The organism is Streptococcus oralis (assembly GCF_026782285.1).
Lineage (GTDB): Bacteria > Bacillota > Bacilli > Lactobacillales > Streptococcaceae > Streptococcus > Streptococcus oralis_CG.
Window position 1 is genome coordinate 222,874 of the sequence record NZ_JAKUWG010000003.1, and the last position, 14,506, is coordinate 237,379.

A 14,506-nucleotide genomic window follows, 5' to 3' on the forward strand; every position below is an offset into this window, starting at 1 on the left:
AAAAAACATCCGACTTGCGACCTATTTTTAAAAAAATTTAACTTTTTTAGCGATTTCCGTACTTTTTTCTTGACAAAATCAATTTATAGCCAACTTTTAAATTTTTTGATATAGATTCGTTTCACAACTGTAACACTGATCATATAGAGAACGATGATCAAAAGCAAAAAGAGGAAATAAATTGGTTCCAAAGGGGTTAAATGAAGCAGGCTAGCAATTGAAGAGTAGGGAAGGAAGGTCACAAAGCTAGCTGCTAGCAAGGTTGTTCCAAGAACAAACCATGATGGTCGACTTTGTAAGAAAGGCAATTTTGCTGAGCGAAGCATATGGATAACCATGGTTTGGGACCACATGGATTCAATGAACCAACCAGTCTGGAACAAGATGATAAAGCCCCTTGCAGACTCTGCTCCGTGAACATAGGCATGACCTGTCGCCATTGGGACAATGACAAAATAGAGCAAGATAAAGGTCAAAATATCAAAGGCAGAAGAAATCGGACCCATCCAAATCATAAAACGAGTAATGGACTTGGCTTCCCACTTATGAGGATGCTTCAAAAAGTCTTCATCCACATTATCAAATGGCAAGGCGATACAAGAAAGGTCGTAGACTAGGTTTAACACAATCAAGTGAATCGGAGCCATAGGAAGGAAAGGTAAAAAGATACCAGACACTAAAAGAGAGAAAATGTTCCCGAAATTAGAGCTGACCGTCATCTTGATGTATTTGGTCATGTTGGCATAGACTTTGCGCCCTTCAACCAGCCCTTTTTCAAGCACCATCAAATCCTTATCTAGCAAAATGACATCAGCCGTTTCTTTGGCAATATCTACTGCTGTATCAACAGAAATCCCCACATCTGCCACTTTCATAGAAGGGGCATCATTAATCCCATCTCCCATATAGCCGACACAATGTCCATTCGATTTGATTTGTAAGATGATTCGTGCCTTTTGATCAGGAGAGAGTTTGGCAAAGACGGTCACCTTCTCAACTGCTTGGGTCAACTCTTCGTCCGTCATAGCGTCAATATCAGAACCCAACAAGATTTGATCAACGTCTAGACCAACTTTTTCGCAAACTGCTTGGGTTACCTTCTCATTGTCTCCCGTCAAGATCTTTGTTTGAACACCGTGTTCTAACAAAGCTTGGATAGCAGGTGCTGCAGATGGTTTTGGTGGATCTAGAAAGGCAAGATATCCTGTTAGAATCATCTCTTTTTCATCTTCAACGGAGTAAGCAAAACCTTCTTTTAGGCCTGTTTTATAGGCGACTCCTAAGACTCGCAAGCCCTGTTGATTGAGTTGGTCTACTTCTTTTAAGATTTCCACTCGGATATCATCCGTCAGAGGGCTAATCTGACCTTGATATTCCACATGGGTTGAAATCGCAAGCATTTCCTCTAGGGCACCCTTGGTTACCAAACTAACAACTTCGTTCTCATCCTTGACGATGACACTCATCCGTCTACGCTCAAAGTCAAAGGGCAATTCATCTATTTTTTGGAAGCTAGTATCCAAATTTTGTAAAATAGCGTGTTCTTTAGCTTCTTTTTCAGTTCTACTGATAATGGCACGGTCCATCAAGTTTTTCAATCCCGTTTGAAAATAGGAATTGAGATAGGCACGTCTCAACACAGACAAATCCAAATCTCCATGTATATCCAAAGGATATTCAAGGACAATTTCATCTTGGGTAAGGGTTCCGGTTTTATCCGTGCATAGGATATCAATAGCACCTAGGTCCTGTATGGCATTGAGTTTTTTGATGACGACTTTTTCCTTGGCCATGATAATGGAGCCTTTTGCTAAACTAGCCGTGATGATCATAGGAAGCATCTCAGGTGTCAATCCAACACCAACACTCAGTGCAAACACACCTGCTTCCAGCCAGTCGCCATCTGTCAAGCCATTGGAGAGAAACACGATGGGAACCATGACTAACATCAAACGGATCAAGAGCCAAGAGATGCTGTTCATCTCCCGTTCAAAAGAGGTCGGTTCGTCATAGGTATTGAGAGTCTGCTCGATTTCTCCCATCATGGTGTCATCACCGACCGCTAGAATTAAAGCCTTGGCGCTTCCTGATATCACATTGGTTCCCATAAAGGCGAGCGCTTCTGCTTCTAGCAGACTATCGAAGTTTGACTGACTCATTTTTGACAAGGCCAGTTTTTCAACCGAGTCACTTTCACCTGTCAAACCAGACTGTTGGACAAAGAAATCACGTGATTCAATCAAAAGGAGGTCTGCTGGAATCATGTCCCCAGCACTTAATTTGACTATATCTCCAACGACCAAATCTTCAATTGCGACCTCTAAACTCTGGCCTTCGCGAATAACTGTGGCTGTGTTCACAATCATTTTTGATAGATTGGTCGCAGCCTTGTCACTCCGTAATTCTTGGACAAAGCGTATGCCACCAGAGATCAATACGAGAACGACGATAATGATAGAGGTCGTCGGATCTTCTTGTCCAGGCTTTGCCAACCAGACATTGGTCACCATGGAGATCATCGCAATGACAAGCAGGATGATTGTAAATGGATTGATAATAGATTCGTAAATCTTTTTGAGGATACTGTCTTCTTGACCCTTGGTGATGGTGTTTTCGCCATATAGGTCACGATTTTTCTCCACCTGCTCCTCAGTCAAGCCTGTTAGACTTGTCTTATAAAAAGATAGAGTTTCGTTTAGAGGTGTGTGAATAGCTGTTGCTAATCTTTCTTTTGTAGTTTTCATTGGTTTCTCCTATCTGTATGAATGATGTGTTTCATACACAGAGACCAATCACTTTATAAGGGCAGAACGACACAAATCAGCGATTGGCTGTGTATGTGCGGTTCTGGGTGGTCGTCAATTTGCATCGTCTGTCTCCTTTCCCTGTTCTAAAACAGTAGAAAATCCTGCCATAAAATGGCAGGATTAAAAAACTAATTATCTGTTTTTCGTTCAAGCTTTAACTCCATAGGGCAATGAAATGAGCTTAGTCTTGGCCTTCGCGACCAGGACTGTTGACCAACGAGTAGTGTCTCCACTACTTTGCGGTAGTCATCCGTATCCCTATGGTAGCCTCACCTACCGTTTTCGTCTATCAGTATAAACCTTTAAAATATAAAAGTCAACGATTTATCTCATTTTTTAGATAACAATCAATTCTTTTGGAGCAAGTGTCAATAACTCACAACCGTTATCTGTAATCAGGATATCATCTTCAATACGAACCCCGTATTTACCTTCAATATAAATACCCGGTTCATCAGTCAAGACCATACCAGATTTAATGACTTCTTTGGAAGTTTGGCTAAAGTAGGGTTCTTCGTGGATATCCAGTCCGATACCGTGTCCAATACCGTGGGTAAAGTAGTCTCCATAGCCTGCTTCCACAATGATATCACGAGGAATTTTGTCAAAGTCACGGAAACCTAGACCTGCCTTGGCTTGGTCAATCAGAGCTTGGTTGGCTTTCAAAACTGTGTTGTAGATTTCTGCTTGCTCGTCACTGACATGGCCTAGATAGATGGTCCGTGTCATATCGCTGACATAGTGGTCGTAGAGACAGCCGAAGTCCATGGTGATGGCTTCTCCTGCTTCAACCGGTTTGTGCATTGGATGGGCATGGGGTTTGGAAGAGTTGATACCACTTGCTAGGATTGTATCAAAGGATAAGCCAAATGCTCCTAGCTCCCGCATGCGGAAGTCAAGGAAATTGGCAATCTCGATTTCAGTCTTTCCTGGTTTGATAAAGTCAAGTGCATCGCGGAAAGCTTGGTCTGAGATGGAACAAGCCTTGCGAATAGTCGCAATCTCTTTCTCATCCTTAATCATTCGAAGACCTTCAACAAACTGAGTCTGAGGAAGCAAGTCAATCCCTGCAAAAGTTGCCTGCATACGGTGGTAATAAGAGACCGAAATCTCGTCCTCAAAACCGATACGAGACAAGCCCATATCCTTAACAATGCCTGCAATAACAGCCAATTCATCGCGGTCAGCCACAATCTCAAAACCTGTTACTTCTTGCTTAGCTGCAATGATATAGCGAGAGTCTGTCACCAAAACCTGACGGTCACGGCTGATGAAGACTGTTCCGTTTGAGCCCCAAAAACCAGTCAAGTAGTAAACATTTTTAAGGTTATTGATAATGATGCCATCTAGTTCTTTTTCTTGCATTTTAGCTAGAAATGCTTGTACACGTTTATTCATGATGTAACTTTCCTTTCAAATAGTGTCCTGTGTAGCTGGCTTCGTTGGCCGCTACTTCTTCTGGGGTTCCTGTTGCGATGATGGTTCCACCACCGACACCGCCCTCAGGTCCCAAATCGATGATATGGTCTGCCGTCTTGATAACATCTAGATTGTGCTCGATGACGAGGACTGTATTGCCATCGTCGACAAAGCGAGCCAAGACTTTAAGCAAGCGAGCGATGTCCTCAGTATGAAGCCCTGTCGTTGGCTCATCCAGAATATAGAAAGATTTTCCTGTCGAGCGTTTGTGGAGTTCACTAGCCAACTTCATACGCTGAGCTTCTCCCCCAGAAAGGGTGGTAGCCGGTTGACCTAGCGTTACATAGCCCAGCCCCACATCCTTGATGGTCTGAAGTTTACGTTGAATCTTAGGAATGTGTTGGAAGAATTCCACGGCATCGTTGACAGTCATGTCCAAAACCTGCGAGATATTTTTTTCCTTGTAATGGACTTCTAGGGTTTCACTGTTGTAGCGAGTCCCATGGCAAACTTCACAGGCAACATAAACATCTGGCAAGAAGTGCATCTCAATCTTGATGATCCCGTCACCTGAGCAGGCTTCGCAACGACCACCCTTGACGTTAAAACTGAAACGCCCCTTCTTGTAGCCTCGAATCTTAGCCTCATTTGTCTGGGCAAAAAGATCACGTATATCGTCAAAGACCCCCGTATAGGTGGCAGGGTTAGACCTTGGCGTCCGTCCGATAGGGCTCTGGTCAATGTCAATCAAGCGGTCTACATGCTCAATCCCTGTAATCGTCTTAAACTTACCAGGTTTGTCTGAATTGCGGTTGAGCTTCTGGGCAATGGCTTTTTTGAGGATACTGTTGATTAAGGTCGATTTCCCTGAACCTGACACACCTGTCACCGCAATGAATTTTCCTAGTGGGAAGCGAGCAGTAATATTTTGCAAGTTATTCTCACGCGCTCCTGTCACCTCAATAAAACGACCATTTCCGGAACGGCGCTCTTCTGGCACTGGAATCGCTCGTTTTCCTGATAAGTACTGGCCTGTAATAGACTTGCTGTTGCGAGCCACCTGCTTGGGAGTTCCTGCAGCAACAATCTCCCCACCAAAAACACCAGCACCCGGACCAACATCAATCAGATAATCCGCCTCGCGCATGGTATCTTCGTCGTGTTCCACCACGATGAGCGTATTGCCCAAGTCACGCATCTTTTTCAGACTGGCAATCAGGCGGTCATTATCCCTCTGGTGGAGACCGATTGACGGCTCGTCCAGTATATAGAGGACTCCTGATAGGTTAGAGCCAATCTGAGTTGCCAAGCGAATACGCTGACTCTCTCCACCTGAAAGGGTTCCTGCCGAACGTGACAGAGTCAGATAGTTAAGACCTACGTTATTGAGGAAGGTCAAGCGATCCTTGATTTCCTTGAGAATAGGACGGGCGATGATGGCTTCATTTTCAGACAAGGTCAACTGACTCACTAATTCCAAGTGGTCTGCGATAGACAAATCTGAGATTTCACCGATATGTGGCCCTTGCTCACCACCCACACGGACAGACAAGGCCTGGTCATTGAGACGGTAGCCGTGACAAGTTCCGCAGGTCAGCTCATTCATGTAGAGGCGCATCTGTGTGCGGGTGTAGTCACTATTGGTTTCATGGTAACGACGCTTGATATTATTGACGACTCCCTCAAAAGGAATATCGATATCGCGCACACCACCAAATTCATTTTCATAGTGGAAATGGAATTCCTTGCCATCTGAACCGTAGAGAATCAAGTTCTTATCTTCTTCTGACAAATCCTCAAAAGGCTTATCCATATCTACTCCAAAGGCTGTCATGGCCTGCTCTAGCATGTTTGGATAGTAGTTAGATGAGATAGGATTCCAAGGTGCTAGCGCCCCCTCGCGTAGCGTTTTGCTGGCATCAGGAACCACCAAATCAGTATCCACCTCCAGTTTGATGCCCAAACCGTCACACTCGCTACAAGAGCCAAAAGGAGCATTAAAGGAGAAGAGACGAGGCTCTAACTCTGGAACGGTAAATCCACAAACTGGACAGGCATAGTGCTCAGAGAAAAGTAACTCTGAGGCGTCCATAGTATCGATAATCACATAGCCTTCTGCAATCCGAAGGGCAGCCTCGATTGAGTCAAATAGACGGCTACGGATGCCCTCCTTGATGACAATACGGTCAACTACGACATCAATATTGTGTTGCTTGCTCTTAGACAGCTCTGGAACCTCGGTCACATCATAGACCTCACCATCCACACGAACACGGACATAACCGTCTTTCTGAACCTTTTCAATGACACTCTTATGTTGCCCTTTTTTCTTACGAATGACTGGGGCTAAGATTTGCAAACGCTGACGTTCAGGTAACTCCAAGACCTTATCCACGATTTGCTCTACAGAAGAGGCCTTGATGGCCCCGTGCCCGTTGATACAGTAAGGCGTCCCCACACGTGCGTAGAGGAGACGCAAATAATCATTAATTTCAGTCGTCGTTCCAACGGTCGAACGAGGATTTTTGCTAGTCGTTTTCTGGTCGATGGAAATAGCTGGGCTGAGACCATCAATAGCATCTACATCTGGTTTTTCCATGTTGCCCAAAAACTGGCGAGCATAGGCTGATAGACTCTCTACATAGCGACGTTGGCCCTCCGCATAGAGGGTATCAAAGGCCAGACTGGATTTCCCAGAACCTGACAAACCAGTCACAACAACTAGCTTGTCTCGCGGAATCTCCACATCAATATTTTTTAAGTTATGGGCACGTGCCCCATGAATCACAATTTTATCTTGCATCTTTGTTCTTTCTAGTCCATTATTGCTTTCCATTATACCAAAAAATGTGAAATTCTATTACCCAAAAAGCTGTTTTTATAGTATAATAGTACGGTGCAAAAAATGAATCACTGAATAGTAGGAAAGGATAGGGGATATGAAACAAGTTTTTCTCTCAACAACAACTGAATTTAAAGAGATCGACACGCTTGAACCGGGTACTTGGATCAACCTCGTCAATCCTACACAAAATGAATCGTTGGAAATCGCCAACGCCTTCGATATCGACATCACCGACCTCCGAGCACCGCTCGATGCGGAAGAAATGTCCCGTATTACCATCGAAGATGAGTACACTTTGATCATCGTGGACGTTCCCATCACAGAGGAAAGAAACAATCGCACCTACTACGTTACGATTCCGCTGGGGATTATCATCACCGAGGAAACCATTATCACCACCTGCTTGGAACCTCTCCCAGTTCTTGATGTCTTTATCAACCGTAGACTGCGCAACTTTTACACCTTCATGCGTTCACGCTTTATCTTCCAGATTCTCTACCGCAACGCAGAGCTTTACCTGACTGCCCTTCGTTCGATCGACCGTAAGAGTGAACAAATCGAAAGTCAACTTCACAAGTCTACTCGAAACGAAGAGCTGATCGAGCTCATGGAATTGGAAAAGACCATCGTCTATTTCAAAGCTTCACTTAAGACAAACGAGCGCGTGATTAAGAAATTGACCAGTGCAACTAGCAATATCAAGAAATACCTAGAGGACCAAGACCTGCTCGAAGATACCCTGATTGAAACCCAACAGGCCATCGAGATGGCAGATATCTATGGAAATGTCCTTCACTCTATGACAGAGACCTTTGCCTCTATCATTTCCAACAACCAGAACAACATCATGAAAACTCTGGCTCTCGTGACCATCGTCATGTCTGTCCCAACCATGATCTTCTCAGCCTACGGGATGAACTTTAAAGATAATGAAATCCCTCTAAACGGCGAGCCTCACGCCTTCTGGTTAATCGTCTTTATCGCCTTTGCTATGAGTGTTTCGCTCACTCTCTATCTCATCCATAAAAAATGGTTCTAAGAGGAATCCCTATGTCTCAGATTGATTTACAAAAACTAACCAAGAAAAACCAAGAGTTTATCCACATCGCTACCCAACAATTTATCAAAGATGGTAAAACAGACGCTGAAATCAAGGCTGTCTTTGAGGAAGTCATTCCCCAAATCCTTGAAGAGCAAGCCAAAGGGACGACTGCACGTTCCCTCTACGGGGCTCCAACCCACTGGGCTCACAGTTTTACCGTCAAAGAACAGTACGAAAAAGAGCATCCTAAGGAAAATGACGATCCAAAACTCATGATTATGGACTCATTCCTTTTTATCACCAGTCTCTTTGCATTGGTTAGCGCTCTGACTACCTTCTTCTCTACAGATCAGGCTATTGGCTATGGATTGATTACCCTCTTGTTGGTTGGACTTGTAGGAGGACTTGCCTTCTACTTGATGTACTACTTTGTCTACCAATACTATGGACCAGACACAGACCGTAGCCAACGTCCTCCATTCTGGAAATCAATCCTCGTCATCCTGGCCTCTATGGTCCTTTGGTTGGTTGTCTTCTTTGCAACAAGCTTCCTACCAGCAAACCTCAATCCAGTCCTTGCTCCATTGCCTTTGGCTATCCTGGGAGCTGCCCTTCTCGCTCTTCGCTTCTATCTCAAGAAACGTTTCAATATCCGAAGTGCAAGCGCGGGCCCATCACGTTACTAAGATAATAAATAAGCAACTGCTCAGGCGGTTGCTTTTTTGCTTGCTTTCTTGAGATTCAATAGAACTTCTGAGTCTCATTCTTGTAGTTTTCTCTCATCTTTTGTGATAAAATAGGCTCAATCTATTTCTAGGAGGATGAGATATGGTTTCTACTATTGGTATTGTTAGTTTGTCTAGTGGTGTTATCGGAGAGGATTTTGTCAAACACGAAGTGGACTTGGGTCTCCAACGTCTCAAGGATTTGGGACTCAATCCTGTCTTTTTGCCCCATTCGCTAAAGGGCTTGGACTTTATCAAGGATCATCCTGAGGCGCGTGCAGAGGATTTGATGCAGGCATTTTCTGATGATAGCATTGACATGATTCTTAGCGCCATCGGTGGGGATGATACCTATCGTTTGCTACCCTACCTTTTTGAAAATGACCAGCTTCAAAAAGTTATCCAACCAAAGATTTTTCTTGGTTTCTCGGATACAACTATGAACCACCTTATGTTGCACAAACTGGGAGTCAAGACTTTTTATGGCCAATCCTTTCTAGCAGACATTTGTGAATTGGACAAGGAAATGTTGCCCTATAGTCTCCACTACTTTAAAGAACTGATCGAAACAGGAAAAATTTCAGAAATCCGCCCTAGCGACCTTTGGTATGAGGAACGGACTGATTTTAGTCCCAAGGCCCTGGGAACAGCTCGGGTCAGTCATGTAAATACAGGTTTTGACTTGTTACAAGGAAATGCTCAGTTTGAGGGGGAAATCCTCGGTGGTTGCCTTGAGTCCCTCTACGATATCTTTGACAATTCTCGATACGCAGGCAGTAGAGAACTCTGCCGAAAGTACAAACTCTTCCCTGACTTATCCGACTGGGAAGGAAAGATTCTCTTGCTAGAAACAAGTGAAGAAAAGCCTGAGCCTGAGGATTTCAAAAAAATGTTGCAGGCTTTGAAAGAAACTGGGGTATTTGAGGTCATTAGTGGACTCTTGGTCGGGAAACCTATGGATGAAACCTTCTATGACGACTATAAGGAAGCTTTAATGGACATCATTGATAGCAATATCCCGATTGTCTATAATCTAAACGTTGGGCATGCCACACCAAGAGCCATAGTGCCCTTTGGCGTCCATGCTTATGTGGATGCAAAAGAGCAAGTCATTCGTTTTGACTATAACAAAAAATAAACAATTTCTCCATTTTTGTGCTTTTGTATTGATTTTCGTTACAATTTGTGTCTGAATTTATTGCATTTCGCTAATTTCTATGATATCCTTTTGAAGGAGGTATATATGACTAAACAAAAAATAAATCAAATTGTCGGTTCAATCGGTGCCTTTATCGGGATTATTGTATTTATCGCCTACATCCCACAAATTTTTGCCAATTTACAAGGCAACAAAGCTCAACCATTCCAGCCTTTATCCGCAGCAGTATCTTGTTTAATTTGGGTTATTTATGGATGGACAAAAGAACCTAAGAAAGATTGGATACTAATTATTCCAAACTCAGCTGGTGTTGTCTTAGGTGGACTGACATTTCTCACTGCACTATAAAAATTACTAGCATATAATGAAAAAGCTGAGAGGAATTTCTCAGCTTTTTCTATATTCTCAGATAGTTAGACGCTTGGACTCACTAACTTCCGCTTTTCCACTCACAATCATTCTCATGATCATCTATCAGGCCTGCCGCCTGTAGAAAAGACAAAACTGCGACTGGACCTGTAAACTTGAATCCTTGTTTTTTGAGATCTTGAGACAACTTTTCAGACAAGGCTGTTTTAGCAGGTGCTAGGTGATAGTCAGGAACATCATTCACAATCGTTTTTCCCTCAACAAAGGACCAGAGATAAGCGTCAAAAGAGCCAAAGGTTTTCTGAATTTGTAAAAATGCTTGGGCGTTGGCACGCGTCGCAAAAAGCTTGGCTCGATTTCGAATGATGGCTGGATTCTCTAACAAGGCTTCCAACTCCCCATCTGTCATTTCTGCGACCGCTTGAATTTGATAGCCATGAAATGCTTCTCGGAATCCTTGGCGTTTGTTTAGTACCGTTTCCCAAGATAGACCCGACTGGTAAGTTTCCAAACAAAGCAACTCAAAAAGAGCACGGTCATCATGAAGGGGTTGACCCCACTCTTCATCATGATAGGCCACATATAATGGGTTGTTCATTTTAACCCAACCACAGCGTTTTGTCATACTCTTCTCCTATTTGACCAACATCTTAAGGGCCGACTTGATATAGTTCTCAGCTGTATCTGTCGTTCCTTCAAAGAATTTCTTGATTTTCTTAAGCTCGGTTGCCTTGTAGCCTAGTGCCAACATGGCTTCCATAGCTTCTTCCAGTTCTTGGTTTTCAACGCTGGTTTGCACTGCCACCTTGGAAGGAAGGTCATTGCTAGCCACAACTACCTTACCTTCCAAGTCCAGCACCATCTGCTGGGCTGTCTTCTTGCCAATTTTAGGGAACTTAGTCAAGTAGGTAATGTTCTTAGTCTCGATCGCCTGAACCAAGCCAGCATTGTCATCGGCAGCGATAATAGCAAGAGCTGACACCGGACCAATCCCAGAAACCGAAATCAGACTAAGAAAGAGTTTCTTCTCATCTTCTGATCGAAAACCATAGAGCAGATGGGCATCCTCGCGGACAACTTGGTGCACATAAATTTGGGTCTCTTGATTGACCTGACCTGAGTAAGCATAGGGATTGGCTACATGCAAGATATAACCGATACCATTCGCCTCTAGGACAATGTATTTAGCAGTGATTTTGGTAATGATTCCTTTTAAATATTCGTACATAATTTTTCTCCATTATTTTGCCTATCTAGTATACCATATTTCCCCAAGACAGATGGCAACAAAAGGTGCAACCTCTGGTTGACAAATAGTACAGGAGATTGTATTCTCATTATAAGTAAAAATTGTTAGGATAGAAGTAGAAAAAGGAGGATAGAATGATGAAACTCGCAGAAAAACTATTTGAACTCAGAAAGAAAAAAGGTTGGTCCCAGGAAAAGCTAGCAGAACAAATCAATGTTTCTCGGCAAAGCATCTCAAAATGGGAGTCTGGTCAAGTTCTTCCAGAAATCGAAAAAATCATTGAATTAAGCAAGATTTTCCAAGTGACAACTGACTATCTACTATTAGATGAAAACTCTGAAAAAGATTCCATAGAAGTGATCTTGGAGGAAGATAAGGACAAATACTATAAAGAGGCTAAATCCTATGGTCTCTGGCAAGTGATTTATATTTTCGTCTTGGCTCTGGCTATCTATCTCTTTTTAGCTGGTTCTAGTTTTCCAGCCGAGTTCACCGCCTGGATTTGGCTGACCTTCGTTCTTTTGATTGCTTCAGCGATTGCTATCAGCAAGGCTCTCAAAACCAAACAACGTTATCTTGATAAGGTAATTGGTCCTGAGAATCCTTCCGACAAAGATGACTCTAGAAAACCTTGAATCACCTAATTCCGTTTTCGCAATATTTTTTAGAACTGGTCTTGTCAATCAAGTGTAAACTTCGTGTCAAGTTGCCCATACCCAATCAAGTTCCCACTTTAGAAAAACTAAAAAGCCTTGGTCAAAAGGAACAAAGGCTTTTTGTGTTCTTAATATTTCCCCAACTCACGAAGACTGGTGTGATTTTCCTGAATACGTCGAAACATTTTTTCCATATCTGACTTGGTAAAATGCACCAAAACCGGACGTCCGTGGGGACAGTTATATGGATTGTCACATTGAGAAAGCTGATAGAGGAGTTGTCTGGCTGAGTGGTCATCGATACGATGGTTGGCCTTGATAGATCGCTTGCAGGACATCATGATAGCCAGCTCTGCTCGGTATTTCTTGATAGAAACTTCCTTGGTCAGGAGCAGCATGTCACACATTTCATAGATCCCAGACTCGATTTCCTCCTCTGCCATCCAAATAGGATGTTCACGCAGGATGAATTGATTTTCTCCGTACTCTGCTAGAAAGACGCCCACTTCCTCTAAAAGTGCCATTCGTTCCTTGAGACGAAGCGCATCATCCGCAGGAAATTCAAAGATGTAGGGCACTAGGAGTTGCTGTTGACTCTGGTCAACATTGCCGATGCTTTCACGATATTCCTCGTACTTGACCCGTTCCTGCGCCGCGTGCTGGTCTATAATATAGAGCCCATCTCGCCCTTGGGCAAAAAGATAGGTCCCGTGCATTTGCCCGAAAAACTCCAACTCTGGGAAGCTGGATGATTCTTCTCTCTCCAGCTTGTCATAAGCCTTATCGAGGCTAGCAAGATCTAACTCTGGATGGTCTAGTTGGTCGTAGTTAACAGGCTTTCTCTCTGCAAAATGTAATTTTGCGGGCTTGGTCAATTGATCCAAGGTTTCCTTGGCGAACAGGGTTAGGTCTTTCCCTTCCTCAGTTAATTCAACCTGATGATCAGCCACCTCAACTTGACTGGGGCTGGTTTCCTCCGTTTTTTCATAGTAAAGCGTATTTTCTTTGAGTGGGAGAATAGTTTGCTCCGCCTTTTCACGATTACGCACGGTCGACTTGGCAAGATTTTCTAAAGCATCAGGAATCAAGGCTTGTTCCTTGAGACTATTTGAAATAGCTTCTGAAACCAGCGCCATTAGTTCTCTTTCCTTAGAAATCCGAACCTCTTGCTTGGTTGGATGCACATTGACATCTGCTAGGTAAGGATCGATATGGATGTGAATGACAGCCAGTGGAAAACGTCCCACCATGAGCTTGCTTCCATAACCGTCTAAAATAGCACGATTGAGCAAGAAATTCTTGATATATCTGCCATTGATGAAGAGGCTAATATAGTTGCGGTTGGCTCGGGTCAACTCAGGCAATGACACAAAACCTGAAATTTCAAAGTCTAGATCCGAATTCTCAATTTCAATCATCTTCTTGGCACTCGCCAAACCGTAAATCCCTGCGATGGCTTGACGCAGTTGACCAGTCCCTGCTGTCCGCGTCATTTCTTTGCCATCACTAATCAAGCTAAAAGAAATCTCAGGATGAGCCAACCCCAGACGATTGACAATATCAATGATATGAGACAACTCTGCTTGCTGGCTCTTCATATACTTGAGACGGGCAGGCGTGTTGAAAAAGAGGTCCTCCACACAAACCTTGGTTCCTACAGGACTAGTCGCTGGAATGATTTCCTCAACCTCTCCCCCACGCGCAACGAGCTTGGTCCCATGACTCGCACCATCCACCGCCGTCAACAGAGTCAGAACACTGACAGAAGCGATAGAGGGCAGGGCTTCTCCACGAAAACCAAGCGTCCGAATCCGAAAGAGGTCTGCTTGATTTTTTATCTTACTGGTCGCATGGCGACGGAGGGCCAACTCCACCTCATCATGGGCAATTCCATGACCATTATCGGTGATTTGGATTTTCTTGAGACCAGCTTCCTCAATCTCAATGATAATCTGGCTAGAACCCGCATCAATGGCATTTTCTACCAACTCTTTGACCACACTGGCAGGACGTTCAATGACCTCTCCTGCCGCGATCTGGTTTGCCAACACTTCTGGCAATTCAATAATATGAGACATCTTTCAGCCCCTTTCCGTATCTATTTTCCTAGAAATTGATTAGTGCTATTATACCATATTTCAGATGTTACCAGAAAAAGCAAATACCACATAGACTCCAAATCTCTCCACATAGGCAAAAGCTCTTGCCATGGGTCGTAAAATAGTGTTTAATAAA

11 protein-coding genes and 1 riboswitch are annotated in these 14,506 nt (G+C 43.6%); of the genes, 5 read left to right on the forward strand and 6 right to left on the reverse strand.

From position 1 onward, the window contains the following. Positions 1-83: 83 nt before the first annotated feature. From mgtA to uvrA, 3 genes are all read right to left on the reverse strand, one after another. Complete coding sequence (gene mgtA / locus MK403_RS03460; RefSeq protein WP_268708952.1) at positions 84-2,744, reverse strand: magnesium-translocating P-type ATPase; 2,661 nt, start codon at positions 2,742-2,744, stop codon at positions 84-86. 195 nt (positions 2,745-2,939) lie between these two features. Further along, positions 2,940-3,090: riboswitch (M-box (ykoK) riboswitch) on the reverse strand. A 53-nt stretch (positions 3,091-3,143) separates the two neighbouring features. Continuing rightward, positions 3,144-4,205: a M24 family metallopeptidase gene (locus MK403_RS03465; RefSeq protein ID WP_268708953.1), complete on the reverse strand. Its 1,062-nt coding sequence runs from the start codon at positions 4,203-4,205 to the stop codon at positions 3,144-3,146. After that, a complete protein-coding gene (uvrA, locus tag MK403_RS03470) occupies positions 4,198-7,029 on the reverse strand; it encodes an excinuclease ABC subunit UvrA (RefSeq protein WP_268708954.1) in 2,832 nt (943 codons plus the stop codon). The genes MK403_RS03465 and uvrA overlap by 8 nt, the downstream gene beginning before the upstream one ends. 136 nt (positions 7,030-7,165) lie before the next feature. On the opposite strand from uvrA, the gene MK403_RS03475 reads away from it, so the two are divergent. The 4 genes from MK403_RS03475 to MK403_RS03490 all read left to right on the forward strand — a co-directional run bounded on the left by MK403_RS03475 (position 7,166) and on the right by MK403_RS03490 (position 10,345). Then, positions 7,166-8,110: a magnesium transporter CorA family protein gene (locus MK403_RS03475; protein WP_084974527.1), complete on the forward strand. Its 945-nt coding sequence runs from the start codon at positions 7,166-7,168 to the stop codon at positions 8,108-8,110. 11 nt (positions 8,111-8,121) lie between these two features. Further along, positions 8,122-8,799: a DUF1129 domain-containing protein gene (locus MK403_RS03480; RefSeq protein WP_268708955.1), complete on the forward strand. Its 678-nt coding sequence runs from the start codon at positions 8,122-8,124 to the stop codon at positions 8,797-8,799. A gap of 142 nt (positions 8,800-8,941) precedes the next feature. Beyond that, complete coding sequence (locus MK403_RS03485; protein WP_268708956.1) at positions 8,942-9,976, forward strand: S66 family peptidase; 1,035 nt, start codon at positions 8,942-8,944, stop codon at positions 9,974-9,976. 105 nt (positions 9,977-10,081) lie between these two features. Further along, a complete protein-coding gene (locus tag MK403_RS03490; RefSeq protein ID WP_000166112.1) occupies positions 10,082-10,345 on the forward strand; it encodes a SemiSWEET family transporter in 264 nt (87 codons plus the stop codon). Positions 10,346-10,427: 82 nt separating this feature from the next. Here MK403_RS03490 and MK403_RS03495 read toward each other — a convergent pair whose 3' ends face one another. Then, complete coding sequence (locus MK403_RS03495) at positions 10,428-10,991, reverse strand: DNA-3-methyladenine glycosylase I (protein WP_125424996.1); 564 nt, start codon at positions 10,989-10,991, stop codon at positions 10,428-10,430. Between the two features lie 9 nt (positions 10,992-11,000). Continuing rightward, on the reverse strand, positions 11,001-11,594 hold the full coding sequence (gene ruvA, locus MK403_RS03500) for a Holliday junction branch migration protein RuvA (protein WP_125424995.1): 594 nt from the start codon (positions 11,592-11,594) through the stop codon (positions 11,001-11,003). A 155-nt stretch (positions 11,595-11,749) separates the two neighbouring features. On the opposite strand from ruvA, the gene MK403_RS03505 reads away from it, so the two are divergent. After that, positions 11,750-12,250 carry a helix-turn-helix domain-containing protein gene (locus MK403_RS03505; protein ID WP_125424994.1) on the forward strand — a complete coding sequence of 167 codons (501 nt, stop codon included), beginning with the start codon at positions 11,750-11,752 and terminating at the stop codon, positions 12,248-12,250. 149 nt (positions 12,251-12,399) lie between these two features. Here MK403_RS03505 and mutL read toward each other — a convergent pair whose 3' ends face one another. Further along, positions 12,400-14,349, reverse strand: coding sequence for a DNA mismatch repair endonuclease MutL (mutL, locus tag MK403_RS03510; protein WP_125424993.1), 1,950 nt, complete (start codon positions 14,347-14,349; stop codon positions 12,400-12,402). Positions 14,350-14,506: the final 157 nt, after the last annotated feature.

Coding starts and splice junctions, on each gene's coding strand:
- mutL (WP_125424993.1), bottom strand. CDS start 14,349: ATGTCTCATATTATTGAATTGCCAGAAGTGTTGGCAAACCAGATCGCG.
- MK403_RS03485 (WP_268708956.1), top strand. CDS start 8,942: ATGGTTTCTACTATTGGTATTGTTAGTTTGTCTAGTGGTGTTATCGGA.
- MK403_RS03490 (WP_000166112.1), top strand. CDS start 10,082: ATGACTAAACAAAAAATAAATCAAATTGTCGGTTCAATCGGTGCCTTT.
- mgtA (WP_268708952.1), bottom strand. CDS start 2,744: ATGAAAACTACAAAAGAAAGATTAGCAACAGCTATTCACACACCTCTA.
- MK403_RS03495 (WP_125424996.1), bottom strand. CDS start 10,991: ATGACAAAACGCTGTGGTTGGGTTAAAATGAACAACCCATTATATGTG.
- ruvA (WP_125424995.1), bottom strand. CDS start 11,594: ATGTACGAATATTTAAAAGGAATCATTACCAAAATCACTGCTAAATAC.
- MK403_RS03475 (WP_084974527.1), top strand. CDS start 7,166: ATGAAACAAGTTTTTCTCTCAACAACAACTGAATTTAAAGAGATCGAC.
- MK403_RS03505 (WP_125424994.1), top strand. CDS start 11,750: ATGATGAAACTCGCAGAAAAACTATTTGAACTCAGAAAGAAAAAAGGT.
- uvrA (WP_268708954.1), bottom strand. CDS start 7,029: ATGCAAGATAAAATTGTGATTCATGGGGCACGTGCCCATAACTTAAAA.
- MK403_RS03480 (WP_268708955.1), top strand. CDS start 8,122: ATGTCTCAGATTGATTTACAAAAACTAACCAAGAAAAACCAAGAGTTT.
- MK403_RS03465 (WP_268708953.1), bottom strand. CDS start 4,205: ATGAATAAACGTGTACAAGCATTTCTAGCTAAAATGCAAGAAAAAGAA.